This window comes from Zobellella sp. DQSA1 (genome assembly GCF_041950555.1).
Taxonomy (GTDB): Bacteria; Pseudomonadota; Gammaproteobacteria; order Enterobacterales; family Aeromonadaceae; genus Oceanimonas.
The window spans coordinates 1250755-1271503 of the sequence record NZ_CP169531.1; the positions used below are offsets into that span (position 1 = coordinate 1250755).

Annotated in this window: 20 protein-coding genes; 8 read left to right on the top strand and 12 right to left on the bottom strand. The window is 60.2% G+C overall.

The window, feature by feature from the left end:
* Nucleotides 1–86 precede the first annotated feature (86 nt).
* Nucleotides 87–350 (top strand): DUF3081 domain-containing protein, encoded by a 264-nt coding sequence (locus ACEVBK_RS06080; RefSeq protein ID WP_375057706.1) that lies wholly within the window; start codon nucleotides 87–89, stop codon nucleotides 348–350.
* Nucleotides 351–364: 14 nt separating this feature from the next.
* A complete protein-coding gene (locus ACEVBK_RS06085; RefSeq protein WP_375057707.1) occupies nucleotides 365–739 on the top strand; it encodes a DUF4870 domain-containing protein in 375 nt (124 codons plus the stop codon).
* A 32-nt stretch (nucleotides 740–771) separates the two neighbouring features.
* On the opposite strand, the gene dbpA is transcribed toward ACEVBK_RS06085, so the two are convergent.
* The 4 genes from dbpA to treR form a co-directional block, all read right to left on the bottom strand.
* Nucleotides 772–2148 (bottom strand): ATP-dependent RNA helicase DbpA, encoded by a 1377-nt coding sequence (gene dbpA / locus ACEVBK_RS06090; RefSeq protein ID WP_375057708.1) that lies wholly within the window; start codon nucleotides 2146–2148, stop codon nucleotides 772–774.
* 147 nt (nucleotides 2149–2295) lie between these two features.
* Nucleotides 2296–3327 carry a 2,3,4,5-tetrahydropyridine-2,6-dicarboxylate N-succinyltransferase gene (gene dapD, locus ACEVBK_RS06095; RefSeq protein ID WP_375057709.1) on the bottom strand — a complete coding sequence of 344 codons (1032 nt, stop codon included), beginning with the start codon at nucleotides 3325–3327 and terminating at the stop codon, nucleotides 2296–2298.
* Nucleotides 3328–3485: 158 nt separating this feature from the next.
* Nucleotides 3486–6116, bottom strand: a complete 2631-nt coding sequence (gene glnD / locus ACEVBK_RS06100) for a bifunctional uridylyltransferase/uridylyl-removing protein GlnD (RefSeq protein WP_375057710.1) — start codon at nucleotides 6114–6116, stop codon at nucleotides 3486–3488.
* Between the two features lie 71 nt (nucleotides 6117–6187).
* Nucleotides 6188–7147: a trehalose operon repressor TreR gene (gene treR / locus ACEVBK_RS06105; RefSeq protein ID WP_375058520.1), complete on the bottom strand. Its 960-nt coding sequence runs from the start codon at nucleotides 7145–7147 to the stop codon at nucleotides 6188–6190.
* A 137-nt stretch (nucleotides 7148–7284) separates the two neighbouring features.
* Between treR and treB the strand changes: the two genes are divergently transcribed.
* Both treB and treC read left to right on the top strand, forming a co-directional pair.
* On the top strand, nucleotides 7285–8700 hold the full coding sequence (gene treB, locus ACEVBK_RS06110; RefSeq protein WP_375057711.1) for a PTS trehalose transporter subunit IIBC: 1416 nt from the start codon (nucleotides 7285–7287) through the stop codon (nucleotides 8698–8700).
* Nucleotides 8701–8768: 68 nt separating this feature from the next.
* Nucleotides 8769–10439, top strand: a complete 1671-nt coding sequence (gene treC / locus ACEVBK_RS06115; RefSeq protein WP_375057712.1) for an alpha,alpha-phosphotrehalase — start codon at nucleotides 8769–8771, stop codon at nucleotides 10437–10439.
* A 2-nt stretch (nucleotides 10440–10441) separates the two neighbouring features.
* On the opposite strand, the gene ACEVBK_RS06120 is transcribed toward treC, so the two are convergent.
* The 3 genes from ACEVBK_RS06120 to cspD form a co-directional block, all read right to left on the bottom strand.
* Nucleotides 10442–10762, bottom strand: coding sequence for a heavy metal-binding domain-containing protein (locus ACEVBK_RS06120; protein WP_375057713.1), 321 nt, complete (start codon nucleotides 10760–10762; stop codon nucleotides 10442–10444).
* Between the two features lie 8 nt (nucleotides 10763–10770).
* Nucleotides 10771–11181, bottom strand: a complete 411-nt coding sequence (gene mscL / locus ACEVBK_RS06125; protein WP_375057714.1) for a large-conductance mechanosensitive channel protein MscL — start codon at nucleotides 11179–11181, stop codon at nucleotides 10771–10773.
* Nucleotides 11182–11346: 165 nt separating this feature from the next.
* Nucleotides 11347–11562, bottom strand: coding sequence for a cold shock domain-containing protein CspD (gene cspD / locus ACEVBK_RS06130; RefSeq protein ID WP_202086302.1), 216 nt, complete (start codon nucleotides 11560–11562; stop codon nucleotides 11347–11349).
* Between the two features lie 386 nt (nucleotides 11563–11948).
* Between cspD and clpS the strand changes: the two genes are divergently transcribed.
* Nucleotides 11949–12266, top strand: coding sequence for an ATP-dependent Clp protease adapter ClpS (clpS, locus tag ACEVBK_RS06135; protein ID WP_375057715.1), 318 nt, complete (start codon nucleotides 11949–11951; stop codon nucleotides 12264–12266).
* A gap of 49 nt (nucleotides 12267–12315) precedes the next feature.
* The gene (gene clpA / locus ACEVBK_RS06140; RefSeq protein ID WP_375057716.1) at nucleotides 12316–14571 is read left to right on the top strand and encodes an ATP-dependent Clp protease ATP-binding subunit ClpA; all 2256 of its coding nucleotides are present in this window, start codon (nucleotides 12316–12318) and stop codon (nucleotides 14569–14571) included.
* A 166-nt stretch (nucleotides 14572–14737) separates the two neighbouring features.
* Here clpA and infA read toward each other — a convergent pair whose 3' ends face one another.
* From infA to ACEVBK_RS06160, 4 genes are all read right to left on the bottom strand, one after another.
* Nucleotides 14738–14956 (bottom strand): translation initiation factor IF-1, encoded by a 219-nt coding sequence (infA, locus tag ACEVBK_RS06145; RefSeq protein ID WP_037439960.1) that lies wholly within the window; start codon nucleotides 14954–14956, stop codon nucleotides 14738–14740.
* Nucleotides 14957–15032: 76 nt separating this feature from the next.
* Nucleotides 15033–15740 (bottom strand): arginyltransferase, encoded by a 708-nt coding sequence (locus tag ACEVBK_RS06150; protein WP_375058521.1) that lies wholly within the window; start codon nucleotides 15738–15740, stop codon nucleotides 15033–15035.
* Nucleotides 15734–16432, bottom strand: coding sequence for a leucyl/phenylalanyl-tRNA--protein transferase (gene aat / locus ACEVBK_RS06155; protein WP_375057717.1), 699 nt, complete (start codon nucleotides 16430–16432; stop codon nucleotides 15734–15736). Before aat ends, ACEVBK_RS06150 begins: the two co-directional genes overlap by 7 nt.
* Before the next feature lie 11 nt (nucleotides 16433–16443).
* Entirely contained in the window at nucleotides 16444–16617 is a 174-nt protein-coding gene (locus ACEVBK_RS06160; protein WP_375057718.1) for a CopG family transcriptional regulator, read from the bottom strand.
* Nucleotides 16618–16726: 109 nt separating this feature from the next.
* Here ACEVBK_RS06160 and dauA point away from each other — a divergent pair, with 109 nt between their 5' ends.
* Nucleotides 16727–18502, top strand: coding sequence for a C4-dicarboxylic acid transporter DauA (dauA, locus tag ACEVBK_RS06165; RefSeq protein WP_375057719.1), 1776 nt, complete (start codon nucleotides 16727–16729; stop codon nucleotides 18500–18502).
* A 35-nt stretch (nucleotides 18503–18537) separates the two neighbouring features.
* On the opposite strand, the gene trxB is transcribed toward dauA, so the two are convergent.
* Complete coding sequence (trxB, locus tag ACEVBK_RS06170) at nucleotides 18538–19494, bottom strand: thioredoxin-disulfide reductase (protein ID WP_375057720.1); 957 nt, start codon at nucleotides 19492–19494, stop codon at nucleotides 18538–18540.
* Nucleotides 19495–20143: 649 nt separating this feature from the next.
* Here trxB and lrp point away from each other — a divergent pair.
* Entirely contained in the window at nucleotides 20144–20647 is a 504-nt protein-coding gene (gene lrp, locus ACEVBK_RS06175) for a leucine-responsive transcriptional regulator Lrp (RefSeq protein ID WP_094040810.1), read from the top strand.
* Nucleotides 20648–20749: the final 102 nt, after the last annotated feature.

Genomic DNA, 20749 nt, shown 5'->3' on the forward strand with positions numbered 1-20749 from the left:
GGCCATAATTAAGGCAAATAAATCCGGCGCCTGTTGGAGCCCGCAGGGCATGAAACGGGTGCCTAGCCATGATGAGGAATGTCACCATGCATAATGAACTGGATAACAAGGTCATACTGGAAGTGTTCGACAAGATCCGCCGTTTCGGGGAGCCTTATGAAGACGGCCATATGCTGGAGGGGATAGTGGCGCACAGCGATTTCGATGGTTACAGCGTACATCTTGCCGGCAGCGGCGTCAGCCTGCAGCTCAACTTCCATCAGAGCTATCACTTCGACTATGCCAACGACCAGCTCAAGGAGCAGTTCATGGCCAAGATCGATTATATTCATCGCCATTTCAACGACTGACCAGGGAGGAACCCATGCTCGAAGCTCGGTCGGACGGCTCCCTGTACCGTCCCGGCCCGGATGAGAAAAACTGGGCCATGTTTTGCCATCTGTCGGTGTTTGCCGGCCTGTTGGTTCCGCTCGGTAATATCGTGGTGCCATTGGTGCTGTGGCTGCTTAAACGCCGGGAGTCGGCTTATGTGGACTTTCATGGCAAGGAAGTGCTGAACTTTCAGATTACCTTGCTGCTGGCGTTGGTGGTGTGCTGGGTGCTGACCTTTGTGATCATCGGTTTTGTACTGATGGTGGTGCTGGGCCTGGTGGCCCTGGTGCTGACCCTCATCGGCGTTGTCCGGGCGAGTCGGGGCGAGTATTACCGTTATCCCTTTGCCCTGCGGCTGGTGAACTGAGGCCCGCCCCTGTTGCGGGGCGGGCAGGCGGCCTAGATCTTGCGCGCCTTGACGGTACGGCCTTTGATCTTGCCCTGCTGCAGATGCTTCAGTGCCTGGCGGGCCGCGTCCCGGTGCACCGCCACGTAGGACTGCATTTCCGTAATATCGATTTTTCCTACCTGGCTGCCGGCGATGCCGGCCTCACCGGTCAGGGCGCCGAGAATGTCGCCGGCGCGGATCTTGATTTTGCGGCCGCCGGCAATGCACAGGGTCACCATCTCCGGCTGGAGCGGGGTGGAGCCGGCATCGAGCCCGGACAGGTTGCCCTGGGGAATGGGGGCCTGCTGGTATTCTTCGATCATATTGACCCGGTAGGCTTCCTTGGGACTGTAGAGGGTGATGGCGAGGCCCTGCTGGCCGGCACGGCCGGTACGGCCAACCCGGTGCACATGCACTTCCGGATCCTGGGTGACCTCGTAATTGACCACCATCGCCAGCTCCTTGATATCCAGGCCGCGAGCGGCCACGTCGGTGGCCACCAGCACATTGGCGCTGCCGTTGGCGAAGCGGATCAGTACCTGATCCCGCTCGCGCTGTTCCAGATCGCCATTCAGGGCCAGGGCGGCGAAGCCGAGGTTGTTCAGGTGATCCGCCACTTCCTGACAGGCTCGCTTGGTATTGCAGAACACCACACAGGAAGCGGGCGCATAATGGCCGAGCAGGGTGGCCAGGGCCTGCCGGCGCTGTTCCGGTTCGACTTCGAACAGGGTCTGTACTATGGCGTCCTGCCGTTGTGGCTCGGCCACCGATACCGGCTCGGGCTGCCGCTGCAGGCCCCGGCTCATCTGTACTATGCCTTCCGGATAGGTGGCGGAGAACAGCAGGGTCTGGCGTTCCCTGGGCGCGAAGGCGACCACCCTATGGATGTCGTCGGCAAAGCCCATGTCCAGCATTCGATCCGCTTCGTCCAGCACCAGGGTATTGAGGCTGTCCAGTTGCAAGGTGCCTTTTTCCAGGTGCTTGAGCATGCGTCCCGGGGTGCCGACCACGATATGGGCACCGTACTCCAGCGACGCGGTCTGGGGGGCCGTGGGCGAACCGCCGCACAGGGTGACCAGCTTCACATTGGCCATGGCCCGGGCCAGGCGGCGCAGTTCCCGCGCCACCTGATCCGCCAGCTCCCGGGTCGGGCAGAGCACCATGGCCTGTACCGCCAGCCGGTTGACATCCAGCCGGGCCAGCAGGCCCAGGCCGAAGGCCACCGTCTTGCCGCTGCCGGTGCTGGCTTTGGCAATCACATCCTTGCCGGCCAGTACCAGAGGCAGGCTTTGCGCCTGGATCGGCGTCATTTGGGTGTATTCCAGGCTGGTCAGGTTGTCGACCAGGGCCGGGGCCAGGGGCAGGGTGGCAAATTCGTTGTCGTTCACGGGGTGCTCTTGATATCAGGTAAAAAGGGGTGCCGAAAGGCGGACGCGTAGTGTAGCAGAAAAGCGGATGTGGCTGCGGTTTTTCGCTGCGGCAAACAGCATGAAGGGAAAGAAGGGCGGCATGGCCGCCCTCGGGCCGGCGTCGGCTTAGTTGTGTTTGTGCAGCTCGGCGTTCAGTTCGATCGCAGACTTGTTGGTTTTCACCTCGATGCGGCCGTTCTGGGAGTTGCGACGGAACAGGAGGTCGTTTTTGCCGGCCAGCTCGGCGGCTTTAATGGTCTGTACGTCGTGGTTCTGATCATCCAGCACGGTGACTTTCGAGCCGGCGGTGATGTACAGGCCCGACTCGATGGTGCAGCGATCGCCCAGGGGAATCCCCAGGCCGGCGTTGGCACCCAGCAGGCAACCTTCGCCCACGGAGATGACGATGTTGCCGCCGCCGGACAGGGTGCCCATGGTGGAACAGCCGCCGCCCAGATCCGAGCCGTTGCCAACCACCACGCCCGCGGAGATACGGCCTTCAACCATGCTCACGCCCAGGGTGCCGGCGTTGAAGTTGATGAAGCCTTCGTGCATGACGGTGGTGCCTTCGCCCACGTGCGCCCCCAGCCGGATACGGGAGGCATCACCGACACGCACGCCGGCCGGGACCACGTAGTCGGTCATTTTCGGGAACTTGTCGACAGAGTTGACGCTGATGGTGCGGCCCTGGGCACGCGCGACCAGTTGGCGCCTGGCCAGTTCGTCTACTGCGATGGCGCCCTCGGAGGTCCAGGCCACGTTGGGCAGCAGGCCGAACATGCCGGACAGATCCAGACCGTGCGGTTTCACCAGGCGGTGGGAGAGCAGGGCCAGTTTCAGATAAACCTCGGCGGTGCTGGCAGGGGCGGTGTCGGTTTCCAGGATGGTCACCACCAGCGGCTGGCTGGTACCTGCCAGAATGTCAACGATCTCGGCCTGAGCCTGAGCATTCGCAGACAGGAAAGCCGCTTCCAGGTCTTGCAACTGCGCCGCGCTGATTTCGATTGCCGCGTTGCCGCCTGCGTAACCGATTTTTGCGGCCACTGCGTTGATCAGCGTGTCGTCAGCGTTCAGCAGCGGCAGGTTGTAGTAAACCTCCAGCCATTCACCTTTGGCGGACTTGGTGCCCACACCCAGACCGAAAGCAAAGTTTGCCATCGTGGTAACTCCATTAAATTGTTTGAATTCCTAATCGGCTGACGCACAGCGGCCAGCCGGGTGTAAATCTATTGCAGGCTGAGCCCTACGGTTTGCTGAACGGTTCGGCGGATTGCTCAACTGAACCGTTTTTTAATTCAAAACTGGCGCATCTTTTATCATATTTTGCCGTCCTGGTTGAGCTCGTCGACCAACTTTTCTCGCAATTGCGTCTGTTCCTGCTCATTTAATGGCCGATCTTCGCTGTTGGTCAGGCTGAAAAAATCTTCTACCCGCTCGCCGATGGTGGTGATCTTGGCGGCGTGCAGGTTCAGGCCCAGCCGGCTGAACACGGCGCCGATACGGGCCAGCAGACCGGGAGTGTCGAGCGCCACCAGTTCCATCAGGGTGCGTTTGGTCAGCCGCTGGGGCTGCAGGAAGTTCACCTGGGTGCGCACGTCGAACTCCCGGTGCCGGCGCGAGGGCGGGCGGAGCCGGATGGTCGGCGGCGTGGTGTCGAGCAGCGCCTCGCTCAGGCTGTGGCACAGATCGGCCAGCCGGTCGCCGCTGACCGGCTGGCCGTCCGGTTCGAGCACGATGAAGGTATCCAGGGCGTAACCGTCCTTGGAGGTCATGATCTGGGCGTCGTGGATATTGAGGTTCTTCTGATCCAGGGCCGCCGCCACCCGGCCGAACAGGTTGGGCGAGTCGGGGCTGTAGATAAACAGCTCGCTGCCGCCCCGGCCCGGCTGCTGGCTGATCTGCACCAGAGGCCGGTGGTTGTCACTGTGGGCCAGGATATGGCGACTGTGCCAGGCGATTTGCTCTGGGGTGTGGCGCAGGAAATAGTCGGCGGTAAAGCGTGTCCATAGCGGTTTGACCCGCTCATAAGGGGTGTCCAGATGTTCCAGCAGCTGGCGTGCCTGACGCTGGTTCTCGCGGATGCGCAGGCGCAGGTCGGGCGGGTTTTCCAGGCCCCGGCGCAGCGCCTTCTGGGTGGCGAAGTAGAGCTCGCGCAGCAGGCTGCCTTTCCAGTCGTTCCACAGGTGATCGTTGGTGGCACAGATGTCGGCTACCGTCAGGCAGTAGAGGTAGTCCAGGCGTAACTCGTCCCTGACCTGGGTGGCGAATTCGCGGATCACGTCCGGGTCGTAGATATCCCGGCGCTGGGCGGTGACCGACATCAGCAGGTGCTGGCGTACCAGCCAGGACACCAGGCGGGCATCGGACTTGTCCAGGTCGTGCTGCAGGCAGAAGGCCAGCGCGTCTTCGGCGCCCAGTTCGGAGTGATCGCCGCCCCGGCCCTTGGCGATGTCGTGGAACAGGGCGGCGAGATATAACAGTTCCGGTTTGCGCAAGCGGCTGCTGATCTCATGGCAAAGGGGATGGCTGCGTCTGCCGCCGGGTTCCCGGAACAGGTTGATGTTCTTCAGCAGCCGGTGGGTATGCTCGTCCACCGGGTAGGCGTGGAACATGTCGAACTGCATCTGGCCCACTATCTTGCTCCACTGGGGGAAATAGGCGGCCAGGATGCCATAGCGGTGCATCAGGGTCAGCGCCAGATCGGATCCCCGGGGATGGCGCATCAGCATCATGAACAGCCGGCGGCAGTCGGCCCGTTCGCACAGGAAGCCGGGCAGGCGGCGGCGGGCATCGCGCAGCTGGCGCAGGGTGGTGGAATAGATACCGCTGATCTGGGGATGGGCCGCGATCTGGTAGAAGAGCCGCAATATGGCGGCGGGCTCCTGTTTGAACAGGTCCGGCTGGATCACATCGATCAGTCGGCCTCGCAGGCGAAACTCGGGAGTGAGCATGCGCACGTCCATGGCGATATGCCCGAGGATGGCCTCGTCGAACAGTTGCAGCAGCATCTCGTTGAGCTCGGCCACCCGCCTTACGGTCTGGTAGAAGCGCTTCATCATCTGTTCTATCGGCTCGTTGCCTTCGCCGGCAAAGCCGAGGGCGGTAGCCACCGCCCGCTGGCGGTCGAACAGTAGCCGATTGTCGGAGCGGTGAATCACCATGTGCAGGGCGAAGCGCAGCTTCCACAGGAAGTTCTGGCAATCGAGCAGCTCCCGGTATTCGGCCCGGCTCAGGAAGCCGTGGCTGACCATTTCGCTCAGGGTGGCGGCGCCGAAATGACGACGGGCGACCCAACTGATGGTCTGGATATCGCGCAGGCCGCCCGGGCTGCTCTTGATGTCCGGCTCCAGCTTGTAGCTGGTGTCCTGGTACTGGTGGTGGCGGGCCTCCTGCTCCTTGCGTTTGGCCTCGAAAAAGGCCTGGCTGGGCCAGAACCGATCCGGTGCCGTGGCCCGGGTGAGGGCGGCGAAGGTGCCATAGCAGCCGGAAATGAGCCGGGCCTCGATCAGGTTGGTGGCCACCGTGATGTCCTTCTCCCCTTCTTCTATGCATTCCATCACCGAGCGCACGCTGTGACCCACTTCCAGGTGCAGATCCCACAGCAGGGTGATAAAGCTGCCGATACGCTCACCCAGCTCCGGAGCGGCGGGGCTGTGGCTCAGGATCAGCAGGTCGATGTCGGAGTAGGGGTGCAGTTCGCCTCGGCCGTAACCGCCCACCGCCACCAGGGCCAGTTCGGGATCCTGATCCAGGCCGTGCCGCTGCCACAGGCCGGTGAGCAGCTGGTCCATGTGTTGGGAGCGGGTGACCACCAATTCCATGATGTCGTCGCCGGCATTGAAGCGCTGCTCCAGCCAGTCCTGCAGTCGGGCGAGAATTTCCTTGCATTTGCCCAGGGTGAGCTGGTCGGGGGCAAGCAGGGCCGGGGCGAGCAGGCTGGCATCCATAAGGTGGTGACTTCCTTCGTTTTCAGGGGGTGGGGTTAAGTTAGCAAAGTCGGCCCCGGGGGGAAAGGCCATCAGCCCGCCGCGACCAGGCGGCAGGGCAGGGCCAGCTCGGCGGTGGCCTGCCGCTGTTCTATCTGGGCCAGCAACTGACGGGCGGCAGCGAGGCCTCCCTGTAGGTAACCCAGATCTACGCTGGGAACGGCCGGAAACAGAAAGCGCAGCAACTCGTTGTTGCCGATGCCGGTGAGGATCAGTGCCTTGCCGCTCTGCTGCAGATATTTGGCGGCCCCCAGGGCCAGGGTGTCGCTGGCGCACACCAGGGCGTCGGTGTCGGCCTGTTCCATCAGCAGGAGGCGAGCCGCTTCCAGCCCTGCCTGGTGCGACAAGCCGCCCAGCCGGTAATGAGGCGCAATCCCCCGCACCCGGCAAAAGTCGAGATAGGCCTCCAGGCGCTGCTGGCCGGTGGTGCTGTCCTGCAGCTCCACGCCGACATAGGCCGGTCGGCGCACCCCTTTCCGCCACAGGTGCTCCAGCATCAGCCCGATGGCGCCCCTGTCGTCGTAGCAGACCGACGAAAAGCCCGGGTAGCGGCGGGCCATCACCACCAGTTTGTCTTGCCAGTCGGCCTGCCCGTCCAGCGCCAGGCCGCTAAAGGCGAACAGGATGGCGCCGTCGGCCTGGCGCAGCCGCAGCCAGTTGAGGTGCTCCGCCACCTTCTCGCTGCTGAAACCGGACTCCATCAGCAGCACCTCGTAGCCGGTCTGCTCCAGCACCTGCAGCATGCCGCGCACCGCCTGGTGCTCGGAGGCTGAGTCCAGGCGCGAGACGATGACCCCCACTACCTGCTGGCGCTGGGTGCGCATGGCGCGGGCCGAGGGGGAGGGCGCATAGCCGGCCTCGGCGATGATCTGTTCGATCTTGTGGCGCGTGTCCGGCTTGACCTTGGGATCCTGGTTCAGCACCCGGGAGACGGTGGTGGTACCCACCCCGGCCAGCCGGGCAATATCGGAAATCGTCAGGCGTTTCTTCATCATGGTCGTCAACTTGCTCGAGGTAGCGGGATTGTGCCTAAATGTGAGCGCTTGCACAAAATGGTATCGATACCATTTTGTTTTTGTAGAATCTGGTTACACTGCGCGGTATCGATTCCACTGTTAAGGAAAACCCCATGAGCCAGAGCAAAAGCCAGGAAATGGCGACCTTGATTGAACATATCGGCGGCAAGAGCAACATAGCGGCGGTCAGCCACTGCCTGACCCGGCTGCGGTTCGTGCTGAACAACCCGGGGCAGGCCGACCTGAAGAAAATAGAGACCCTGTCGGCGGTCAAGGGCTGCTTCACCAATGCCGGCCAGTTCCAGGTGGTGATCGGCACCAGCGTGGACAGCTACTATCAGGCGCTGAACGCCCTGCTCGGCCAGGAGGGGCAGGGCAAGGAGCAGGCCAAGCAGGCGGCCCGGCAGAACATGAGCGTCTGGGAGCGGACCATTTCCCACCTGGCGGAGATCTTCGTGCCGCTGTTGCCGGCCATCATCACCGGCGGCCTGATCCTGGGCTTTCGTAACCTGATCGGCGACATCGCTCTGTTCGATGGCCAGACCCTGACCCAAGTCAGTCCCTTCTGGGCCGAGGTGCACTCCTTCCTCTGGCTGATCGGCGAGGCGATCTTCTTCTTCCTGCCGGTGGGGGTGTGCTGGTCCACGGTACAGAAGATGGGAGGCACTCCCATCCTCGGCATCGTGCTGGGGGTGACCCTGGTTTCGCCCCAGCTGATGAACGCCTATCTGATTGGCCAGCAGTCGCCGGAGGTCTGGGATCTGGGTTTCTTCGTGATCGAGAAGGTCGGCTATCAGGCCCAGGTGATCCCCGCCATGCTGGCCGGGGTGGTACTGGCGATGATCGAGCTCAGGCTGAAGAAATGGGTGCCGGATTACCTCTACCTGGTGATAGTGCCTTTCGTCTCCCTGCTGGTGGCGGTGACCCTGGCCCATACCCTTATAGGCCCCTTCGGTCGCCTGTTGGGAGATGGCGTGGCCTTGGTCGCCAGGGCGGCAATGACCGGCGACTTTGCCCCCATCGGGGCGGCCCTGTTCGGCTTCTTCTACGCGCCCCTGGTGATCACCGGTATCCACCACACCACCAACGCGGTGGATCTGCAACTGATGCAGAGCATGGGCGGCACCCCCATCTGGCCGCTGATCGCTTTGTCCAATATCGCCCAGGCTTCCGCCGTGGTAGGTATCATCTGGGTCAGCAAGAAGGCCAACGAGCGGGAGATATCGGTGCCGGCGGCCATTTCCGCCTACCTGGGGGTGACGGAGCCGGCCATGTACGGCATCAACCTCAAGTACAAGTTTCCCATGCTCTGCGCCATGACCGGCTCCGCCCTGGCGGCCCTGCTGTGCGGCCTGTCCGGGGTGCTGGCCAACGGCATCGGGGTGGGTGGCCTGCCGGGCATCCTCTCCATCCAGCCCCGCTACTGGCTGGTCTACCTGCTGGCCATGGTCATCGCCGTGGTGGTGCCGATGCTGCTGACGGTGTTGATGTACCAGCGCCGGCAGCGGGCCGGGGTAGCCCTGGGCTGAAGATATCGAAGGCCCGGAGCGGCTTGTGCCCGGGCCCTTTCTACCAAGATTGAACGAAGAGCACGCACATGAACAAAGAGCAGTACGGACAATGGTGGCATCGGGGCGTCATCTACCAGATTTACCCCAAGTCCTTCTACGATTCGGGGGCCAGCGGCACCGGTGACCTGGGCGGGGTGATCGACAAACTCGACTACCTGGCCGGGCTGGGGGTGGACGCCATCTGGCTGACGCCGGTGTATGTCTCGCCCCAGGTGGACAACGGCTACGACATCGCCGATTACTACCGGATCGATCCGGCCTACGGCACCATGGAAGACTTCGAACAGCTGCTGGCCGAGGCCCACCGGCGCGGTATCCGCGTGATCATGGACCTGGTGGTCAACCATACCTCCACCGCCCATCCCTGGTTTCAGGCCGCCATCCGGGATCCGGCCGGTCCCTATCGGGACTTCTACATCTGGCGCGATGGCCGCGACGGCGGCCCCCCCAACGACTGGCAGTCCAAGTTCGGCGGCAGCGCCTGGCAACGGGATGCCGCCTCGGACCAGTACTACCTGCACCTGTTCGCGGTGGAGCAGGCGGATCTGAACTGGGAAAACCCCAGGGTGCGGGAAGAGGTGAAAAACATCGTCCGCTTTTGGGCGGGGAAGGGCGTCGACGGACTGCGCCTGGACGTGATCAACCTGATCTCCAAGGACCAGGCCTTTCCCGATGATGGGCTGGGCGATGGACGACGTTTCTATACCGACGGTCCCCGAGTCCACGAATTTTTGCACGAGCTCAACCGGACGGTGTTCGCCCCCTGCGGCATGATGACGGTGGGGGAGATGTCCTCCACCAGCCTGGACCACTGCCAGCGTTATTCGAGCCCGGACAGCGAGGAGTTGTCCATGGTGTTCAACTTCCACCACCTCAAGGTGGACTACCCGAGCGGCAACAAGTGGCGGCTGGCGCCGCCGGATTTTGTCGAACTCAAGCGGCTGTTCAGCGAGTGGCAACAGGGTCTGCACGGGCGTGGCTGGAACGCCCTGTTCTGGTGTAACCACGATCAGCCGCGCATCCTGTCCCGTTTCGGCGATGAAGGGGAGTACCGGGAGCGCTCCGCCAAGATGCTGGCTACGGTGCTGCACCTGATGCAGGGTACGCCCTATATCTACCAGGGGGAGGAGATCGGCATGCCCAACCCGGGCTATGACCGTATCGGGCAGTTTGCCGACGTGGAAAGTCGCAACATGTACCGGATCCTGCTCGAGCAGGGGCTAGGGGAGGAAGAGGTACTGGCGATACTGGCGGCCCGCTCCCGAGACAATGCCCGCAGCCCCATGCAGTGGGACAGCGGTGACCAGGCCGGCTTTACCCGTGGTACGTCCTGGCTGGCGCCGGGGACGAGCAAGGCCCGGGTGAACGTGGCGGCGGCGCTGGCGGATCCGGAGTCGGTGTTTTACCACTACCGGCGGCTGATCCAGCTGCGCAAGCGGCATCCGGTGATAGTGCGCGGCGACTACCGGGACCTGCTGCCCGGACACCCGTACATCTGGTGCTATCAGCGCGATGACGGGGAGCGTCGGGTACTGGTGGTCGCCAACCTGGGGCGGGAGCCGCAGGTGTTCGAGTCGCCGGCGCTGGCGCCCTGGCGCCGGGCCGAACTGCTGGTCGACAACACCGGCTCGGCCCCGGCTGTCCCCTGCGCCTTGCAACTGGCGCCCTACCAGTGCCTGGCCTGGCTGCTGGAGTAGCCTTATTCGACGATGACGGCGGTGCCGCTGGCGGAGACCATCAGCATGCCGTTGTTCTGGCCCAGCACTTCGTAGTCCAGATCGATGCCCACCACCGCATTGGCGCCCAGGCCCCGGGCTTTCTGCTCCAGTTCCTGCAGGGCGAGATCCCGGGCCCGCTGCAGCTCCCGCTCATAGGTGGCGGAGCGGCCGCCGACCAGATCGCGGATATTGGCGAACAGATCCTTGAACAGGTTGGCGCCGAGAATGGCTTCACCGGCCACCACGCCGCAATACTTGCGGATACGCTTGCCTTCGATGGAAGGCGTTGTGGTCATCTCCATGGGGACTCCTAGAGGTTGTTTTTCTGTTTGAGCAAGTCGCGGATTTCGGTCAGCAGCTGCTCTTCCTTCGACGGGGCGGGCGGGGCTGCAGGCTTGGCTTCTTCCTTGCGCTTGAGCCGGTTGATGGCCTTGATCACCATGAAGATGGCGAAAGCGACGATGGTGAAGTCCAGTACCGTCTGGATAAAACTGCCGTAGGACAGGGTGACGGCCGGCGCATCTTCCACCGCCTCCTTCAGCACTATGGCCAGGTCGGAAAAATCGACGCCGCCGATCACCATCCCTATGGGGGGCATGACGACGTCGTTGACCAGGGAGGATACAATCTTGCCGAAGGCGGCGCCGATGATGATACCTACCGCCATGTCCACCACGTTGCCCTTGACGGCAAACTCCTTGAACTCTTTGATTATGCTCATTTAATACCACCACTGAAATAAAAATACCAAAGGTGGATAAAGTTTAGGCGGGCCTGGCCGCGAGGGGGTAGGGGAGAGGGGAAATATTCATCTGTGTCCTCCTGATACGAAGAAAGGCGCCTGAGCGCCTTGGGTATAAGAGATACTTTGTATCCAGTGCTTTTATTATGCCGGTTGGCCTTCGGGCACTATGCTGGTCGCATGGTTGCCTTTCGGTCCTTCCTGTATTTCGTATCGGACGACCTGGCCCGCTTTCAGGGTTCTGTAGCCATCCATCTGGATGGTTGAAAAATGTGCGAACACATCCTCCCCCCCTTCTTCCGGACAGATAAACCCAAATCCCTTTGCGTTGTTAAACCACTTCACCGTACCGGTTGCCATACTTCTGCATCCTTTTTGCTCAAACATCTTAAACAACATTGAGTAATCGGCAGCTGCCAATTATAACTACAGGCGATTTCCCGCCGGATGCGGTAGCCATGGGCCAGTGCCAAACGGCGACTAATGCCAATGATTACCAATCAATCACTCTAGTCTAACTCTGGGGGTAGTCAAGCATTTGTTTATTATCGGAAACACCGATTGTAGAGACTATTGACAGCGCCAGCTTTAGCGGTAGTGTGAAGGAAAGGCTAAAGAACCGTTCCTGATACCAGAGAGGTTTAACTGTCATCGGCAGCATCGTGGCCGGCGGACGAAAGAGAGGAGCCTCTAGAGAGGCGCCGACTTCTGTAGCACGATTCGGAACAGTGATTTAGAGTAAATATATGAGCAGGAGAACACAGCAGAGCGTCGGTGATCGGGTAAAAGAGGTGGAAGAAACTGCGCTGCAGCCCCCTCCTATGTACAAGGTCATCTTGAATAACGACGATTACACCCCCATGGATTTTGTCGTGGAGGTACTGCAAAAATTCTTTGCGATGGATGTGGACAAGGCCACGCAGGTGATGCTGGCGGTACATTACCAGGGGAAAGGGGTCTGCGGTCTGTTTACCGCAGAAATTGCAGAAACCAAGGTAGCGCAAGTGAACAAGTTTGCCCGCACGCACGAACATCCGCTGTTGTGCACCATGGAGCAGGCATAAGTAAACACCCGCCGCAACGGGACACCGCAGTTTTTTAGGGGAGGTGCCTATGTTGAACAAAGACCTTGAGAGCACGTTGAATGATGCGTTCAACGAAGCCCGTCGCGCTCGTCACGAGTTTATGACGGTGGAGCACCTGTTACTCGCCCTGTTGGATAACCCATCGGCCAAAGAGGCCCTGGCTGCCTGTGGTGCCGATGTCGAACAGTTGCGCCGTGAAACCCACACTTTCATCGAGCAAACCACACCACTGATCCCGGTCGGAGACGACGAGATCGAAACCCAGCCTACCCTCGGTTTCCAGCGGGTGCTGCAACGGGCGGTATTTCATGTGCAGTCTTCCGGCAACGCCGAGGTTACCGGTGCCAATGTGCTGGTGGCCATCTTCAGCGAACAGGAGTCTCAGGCGGCTTACCTGCTGAAGAAGGCCCAGGTCAGCCGGCTGGATGTGGTCAACTTCCTGTCCCACGGCATTCGCAAGGACGGTCTGCAGGAAGAGGCGCCCTCTTCCCAGCAGGAAGAGAACACCGAAGAGGCGGCCAACAACCAGACCGAAGGTTTTGTCATCAACCTCAACCAGTGGGTCAAGGAAGGCCGTATCGATCCGCTGATCGGCCGGGATCAGGAGCTCAACCGCACCATCCAGGTATTGTGCCGTCGGCGCAAAAACAACCCGCTGCTGGTGGGTGAGGCCGGGGTGGGCAAGACCGCCATTGCCGAAGGGCTGGCCTATCGCATCGTGCATCAGGATGTGCCGGAGATTATCGCCGGCAGCACCATCTACTCGCTGGACATGGGCTCCCTGCTGGCGGGCACCAAGTACCGCGGTGATTTCGAAAAGCGTTTCAAGGCGTTGCTCAAGCAGTTTGAAAAGCAGAAAGGCTCCATCCTGTTCATCGATGAAATCCATACCATCATCGGCGCCGGTGCGGCCTCCGGCGGCCAGCTGGATGCGGCCAACCTGCTGAAGCCATTACTCTCCAGTGGCCAGATCCGGTGCGTGGGCTCGACCACTTACCAGGAATACAGCCAGATTTTTGAAAAGGATCGGGCCCTGGCCCGTCGTTTCCAGAAAATCGACATCCTGGAGCCCTCGGTGGACGACACCACCAAGATATTGCTGGGGCTGAAGAGCCGGTACGAGTCGCATCACGATGTGCGTTATACCAGCAAGGCGATCCGGGCCGCGGCCGAGCTGTCCGCCAAGTACATCAACGACCGGCACCTGCCCGACAAGGCCATCGACGTGATCGACGAGGCGGGGGCCCGGATCCGCATGATGCCGCCCTCGAAGCGCAAGAAAACCATCGGCGTGGGGGATATCGAGGCCATCGTCGCCAAGATTGCCCGCATTCCGGAGAAGTCGGTGTCCAGCTCAGACAAGGAAGCGCTGAAAAACCTCGAGCCCAATCTCAAGATGGTGGTGTTTGGCCAGGACAAGGCCATCGAGGTGCTGACCGACGCCATCCGCCTCAGCCGCTCTGGCCTCGGCAACGAGAGGCGACCCATCGGCTCCTTCCTCTTCGCCGGCCCGACCGGGGTGGGCAAAACCGAGGTCACCCAGCAACTGGCGCGTATCCTCGGGATCGAGCTTATCCGCTTTGACATGTCCGAGTACATGGAATCCCACACCGTGTCCCGGCTGATCGGGGCTCCTCCCGGCTATGTGGGCTTCGATCAGGGCGGGCTGCTCACCGATGCGGTGATCAAGCATCCCCATGCGGTGGTGCTGCTCGATGAGATCGAGAAGGCGCACCAGGATGTGTTCAACCTGCTGTTGCAGGTGATGGACAACGGCACCCTCACCGACAACAACGGCCGCAAGGCGGATTTCCGCAATGTGATCCTGGTCATGACCACCAACGCCGGGGTTCAGGAAACGGTACGCAAGTCCATCGGCTTCCAGCAACAGGATCACAGCTTTGATGCCATGACGGAAATCAACCGCACCTTCGCGCCCGAATTCCGCAACCGGCTCGACCATATCATCTGGTTCAACCATCTGGATATGGACATCATTCACCGGGTGGTGGACAAGTTTATCGTCGAGCTGCAGGCCCAGCTGGATGCCAAGGGGGTGTCGATGGAGGTGAGCGAGCAGGCCCGGCACTGGTTGGCCGAGAAAGGTTACGACAGATCCATGGGAGCGCGTCCCATGGGACGGGTGATCCAGGAGCAGCTGAAAAAGCCGCTGGCCAACGAGTTGCTGTTTGGCGAACTGGTCGGTGGCGGCTCGGTGAAAGTCACGCTCAAGGACGACAAGCTGCACTTTGATTATCAATCAGAAGCGTCACTGGCCCATTGAGTCATTGCCTTCGGGCAAGTGCCGCAATGCCCGGGATCCTAACAGGCCCCGGGCATCGTTTTATCCAAGAGCGGCATGCCTGACGGAAGGGGAAAATGATTTGCAAAAAGAATACAGCTGACGATATCGGCAGCCGTCTGCAAGGTCGGGGTGACTGACGCTGGGATTAACGAGCGCGGAAGACGATGCGTCCTTTTGACAGATCGTAGGGGGTCAGTTGGACAGTGACCTTGTCACCGGTCAGGATACGGATGTAGTTTTTGCGCATCTTGCCGGAGATGTGAGCGGTGACCACGTGGCCATTTTCCAGCTCAACGCGAAACATGGTGTTGGGCAAGGTTTCCAGGATGGTACCCTGCATTTCAATACTGTCTTCTTTAGCCATTGAGTCCTCTTGTTAACGCAGGCAATAAAAACGGCAGGGATCATGCCGGATTTCGCCCCATGTGTAAAGTTTCCGCTCAGTCTTTCATCGCCTGCCACTGGCCGGCGATCAGTCGCTGGTGGGGGCGGAAATGCTGTTTATAATTCATTTTCTTGCAACCATCGACCTGGTAGCCGAGGTACAGCCACTCTTTGCGCAATTCGCCCGCCAGGCGGAGCTGGCTCAGTATGGCGAAGGTGCCGAGTGATCGGTGCTCCAGGGATGGATCGTAAAAGGTATACATGGCGCTGAGGGCACCGCTGAGCAGATCGGTCACCGCCACCGCGACCAGCCGGTGTTCCAGATGAAATTCCACAAACACCGGCGGCAGCCAGTGACAGAGCAGAAAACCGTCGTACTGCTGGCGGCTGGCCGGGTACATGGCGCCGTCCCGGTGCCGTTCGTTGATATAGTGCTGGTAAAGCCGGAAATAGTCGGGCTTGTCCTGTTCACTCAGGCTGACACTGATGTCCTGGTTCTGGCGCAGGATGCGTTTCTGGCTGCGGCTGGGAGCAAAGTGCCGCACATCGATGCGCAGGGACTCACAGGCCCGGCACGACTGGCAATGGGGGCGATAAATATCGGATCCGCTGCGGCGAAAGCCGGCACTGAGCAGTTGCTCATAGCCTTCCGGGCAGAGCAGCTCCTTATCGAGCAATACCAGCAACTGCTCCTGTCGTCCCGGCAGGTAGCTGCACTGATGCTTGGGGGTCAGCCCCACCTTCAGATTTACTTCCCTCATAATATCAGTTCACCCGGTTGCCAGCAGGATTGTGCCAACGGCTGTTGTTGCAGCTCTTTGAGTTTATGTAAAAAACGCAAGCGCGGCCAGGTGATGACCCCCAGGCTCAGCAAATGGGAGTTGGGTAACTGGCAGTCGACAAGCGCCCCGCCATGGCGGGAAAAATGCCGGCACAGGCCGAGCATGGCGAGCTTGGAACCGTTATCGACCCGATGAAACATCGATTCACCGCAAAATAATTTACCGATGCCGATACCGTAAAGCCCCGCCACCAGTTGTTCATCTTGCCAGACTTCTATCGAGTGGGCCTGACCCTGGTGATGCAACCGGCAGTAAGCCTGTTCGATGCCGGGAGTGATCCAGGTGCCTTCATGTCTCTCCCGCAACTGGCGGCAGTGACGGATCACCTGTTCGAAGGCGATGTTGATAGTCAGTCGGTAAGGCCCGCGGCGGGCCAGCTTGGCCAGGCTGCGGCTGACGTGGAGCCGGGTCGGCTCCAGTACCGCTCGCGGGTCGGGCGACCACCATAGCAACGGCTGGCTCTGATCGAACCAGGGAAAGATTCCCATGCGATAGGCCAGCAACAGTCGTTTCGGGCTCAGATCCCCGCCGATGGCCAACAAACCATTGGGTTCTTCCAGGGCGAGCTCCGGATCCGGAAACCAGAGTCGATCATCAAGCAGGGTCAGCATCATGGCTCCTGAAATCAGTCCTGCTCGAGATCAAGCCAGTCCTTGCCGGTTTTTTCTACGATATAGTCCCGAATAAATTGCCGTACCTTTTGCGATGGGGTCACGTCTTCCTGGGCGCAGAGTTGCTCAAACAGCGCCTTTTTCCTGGGGTCTATCAACAGGGTCAGGCGAGCGGTCCGTTGTTCCATGGTACCTCCGACGAAATAAAGCATGCTAATTATATTAACATTGAATGTATAAGTGATGAGAATATAATCACTATTCTATTCTAATACAGCTCGCCGCCGGAGGAGAGCCATGTCACACCGCGCCCACCTGTTTTCTTTGCGTATTGGTCATGCACTGCGCGAAAGTTGCCTACAGGAGCCCTACGGCCGCCGCCGCCTGTTGCGGGATGTGCTGGCCGGGATCACGGTGGGCATCATCGCCATACCGCTGGCCATGGCGCTGGCCATTGCCAGCGGGGTGGCACCCCAGTATGGCCTGTATACCGCCATTATCGCCGGCTTTGTGATTGCCCTGACCGGCGGCTCCCGGCTCAGTATTTCCGGCCCCACTGCCGCCTTTGTGGTGATCCTCTACCCCATCGCCCAGAAGTACGGCCTGGGCGGCTTGTTGCTGGCCACCACCATGTCCGGTGTCTTGCTGATCGGCATGGCATTGGTACGGCTGGGGCGGCTGATTGAATATATTCCCGAGCCGGTCACCCTGGGCTTTACCGGGGGCATCGCGGTAGTGATTGCCACCTTGCAACTGAAGGATTTTTTCGGACTCTCGCTGACGACCTTGCCCGAGCACTACCTGGGCAAGGTGATGACCCTGGCTGGCCATCTGCCCGGGTTGCACTGGCCCAGCTTGCTGATTGCGGTATTGACGCTGATGATACTGTTGCTTTGGCCCCGTCTGAAAACAGGGGTGCCGGCGCACCTGCCGGCGGTGATCCTGGCCAGCCTTGCCACCTGGTGGCTGAACCGGCATGGCCTGGATATCGATACCATCAGCAGCCGTTTCAGTTACCTGCTGCCCGACGGTAGCAGTGGGCAGGGCATACCCCCGGTCTTGCCGGATTTTGTCTGGCCCTGGCGGCAACCGGGGCCGGAGGGCGGGCCATTGGTGCTGAGTTGGGCCCTGCTGCGCGATCTGTTGCCTGCAGCCTTTGCCATCGCCATGCTGGGGGCGATCGAATCATTGCTGTGTGCCGTGGTTCTGGACGGCATGACCGGCAAGCGGCACAGTGCCAACAGCGAACTGCTGGGGCAGGGCATCGGCAACCTGGTCACCCCTTTTTTCGGCGGCATTACCGCGACCGCTGCCATTGCCCGCTCGGCCGCCAACTTCAAGGCCGGCGCCGAGTCGCCGGTAGCGGCCATGGTGCATGCACTGGTGGTACTGGCCGGATTGGTGCTGCTGGCACCCTGGCTGGCCTGGCTGCCGATGCCGGCGATGGCGGCCCTGCTGATGGTGGTGGCCTGGAACATGAGCGAAGCCCATAAGGCGGTGCACTTGGTGAAAACCGCCCCGGCAGGCGACATCCTGGTGTTCCTCACCTGTTTCTCACTGACCATCGTGTTTGATATGGTGCTGGCCATCACGGTGGGGGTGCTGGTGGCGGCGGTGTTGTTCGTGCGGGAGATAGCGGAGATGACCCGGGTCAGCGATATCTCCGGCCATCGTCGGCTGCTCGATACGCCCCTGCCCGAGGGCTGGTCGGCATTCAAGATCAACGGCCCTTTGTTCTTTGCCGCCGCCGATCGGGTATTTGGGGAACTGGCCGGCATGATGCAGGCACGTAAGGGCATCGTCCTTTACCTGGATGGGGTGGCCATCCTCGATGCGGGAGGGCTGGCGGCATTGACCAAGTTTATCGATCAATGCAAGAGGGAGCGGGTCAGGGTGGTGATTGCGGATCTGCAGTACCAGCCGCTGAAAACTCTGGCCAGGGCCAGGTTTCAGCCCATTCCCGGCATGCTGGCGTTTTATCCGACCCTGAAAGAGGCGCTGGATGCCCTGGAGGAAGAGCAGAAGGCCCTGCAAGAGCAGCGCCTTGTCGCCAAGCTCGGTGTCGGCCCGTGACCTCGGAGCAGGCTCCGTGGTCACGGGCCGGGTGATTACTCGCCCAGGCCGTCCAGGTAACGCTCGGCGTCGAGGGCGGCCATGCAGCCGGTGCCGGCTGATGTGATGGCCTGGCGATAGACATGGTCCATTACATCGCCGGCGGCAAAGACGCCGGCGATGCTGGTCTGGGTCGCGTTGCCGTGCAGGCCGGACTGCACCTTGAGGTAGCCGTTTTCCATCTCCAGTTGGCCTTCGAAAATCTGGGTATTAGGCTGGTGGCCAATGGCGATAAAGACACCGGCTACATCGAGTTGTTCGGTGATGTCGCTACGGGTGTCTTTCAGGCGGATGCCGGTCACGCCCATCTCATCCCCCAGCACTTCGTCCAGGGTGCGATCGGTATGCAGCACTATGTTGCCGTTATTCACCTTGTCCATCAGCCGATCGATCAGGATTTTCTCGGAGCGGAACTGGTCTCGACGGTGCACCAGGTGGACTTCGGCGGCGATATTGGCCAGATACAGGGCTTCTTCCACGGCGGTATTGCCACCGCCGACCACGGCCACTTTCTGATTGCGGTAGAAAAAGCCGTCGCAGGTGGCGCAGGCCGACACGCCCCGGCCCTGGAAGGCGTCTTCGGAGGGCAAGCCCAGGTACTTGGCGGAGGCGCCGGTGGCGATGATCAGGGCATCACAGGTGTACTCACCGTTGTCACCCTTGAGCCGGAAAGGGCGCTGAGTGAGTTCCACCTCATTGATATGGTCGAACAGGATTTCGGTTTCGAAGCGCTCTGCGTGCTCTTTCATGCGTTCCATCAAGGCCGGTCCGGTCAGACCTTCCGCGTCGCCTGGCCAGTTTTCCACATCGGTAGTAGTGGTCAGTTGGCCCCCCTGTTGGATACCGGTGACCAATACCGGGTTCAGGTTGGCCCGGGCCGCATAGACGGCAGCGGTGTACCCTGCAGGGCCGGAACCCAGAATAAGCAATTTGGCGTGTTTGGCTTGGCTCATGTGTCTCTCCAACCTTGGCAAATAGGCAGATAAAAGTGAAGCCGATTGTAGGGGATAGCCCTAATGGAATAAAGCGTAAGAAAACGATTGTTGCAATCGCCTCCAAGCCCGGGACGGTACGACGAAAATGTCGCTTCTGCAGTTGAAACGTTATAACGAATAGTTATGCAATATAACCAGGATGATCCCTGTAGGGGTCAAAAAATGCCTTTGCGCAAGACAAATCACCATGAATGTGGCTTTTCATCCGGTTACTCAGGTGTAGTCACGGTAAGGAGGAGAATTTTCAGAGACTTTGTCTTCTCCGCCGCTGGGGTGTGGCTGATAAGGATATTTACAGGAAAAATCGCCAGGAGTCGGCGGAAAAATTTAGTTTTTATGGTCGATTTGTGTAATATTCAAACATATGTGCTACCCGTTTGCTTTTTGTCATGCTAAGCTGTTGGATGTTAATAATGTATATATAATCGTTTTTTTTGGTTTTTTATTTATTCGTGGCGGTTTTTCAGGTGCCCAAGCCGGCCTCCTTCATCCGGTCGTACATCCAGATGGGGGGCGCGTCAGCCTAAAGGCATGTTGCGCAAAGGCATGGTTTTGTGCCATAAAAGTCTAATGTTCATAGTGGAATGTATCGAAAATGAGTCAAAGGATGGATGAAGTACTGGATGCGAACAACCGGCCGGTGAAAGAGCTCGACCGCATCGATCGCAACATACTCAATGAGCTTCAACAAGACGGGCGTATCTCCAATGTGGAGTTGTCCAAACGGGTCGGCCTGAGTCCGACGCCCTGCCTCGAACGGGTGCGCCGGCTGGAACGTCAGGGATACATCGAAGGCTATACCGCTATTCTCAATCCTCAGTTCCTGGATGCGTCCCTGCTGGTATTCGTGGAGATTACCCTCAACCGTGGTACCCCGGATGTGTTCGACGAGTTCAACGATGCGGTGCAGAAGCTGGAAGAGATCCAGGAATGTCACCTGGTATCCGGTGATTTTGACTACCTTCTGAAAACCCGGGTAGCAGACATGTCTGCCTATCGTAAACTGTTGGGTGAAACCCTGTTGCGCCTGCCTGGCGTGAACGATACCCGTACCTATGTGGTGATGGAAGAGGTCAAGCAGAGTAATCGTCTGGTGATAAATACCCGATAAGCTGTGCTAATCTGCCCGGCTCTGGTATTTTTATACCGGGTAGGGGCTCGATATAGAACCTGTACCTGCGAGCGGCCCTTGGCCGCTCGTTTGTCGTTTGGT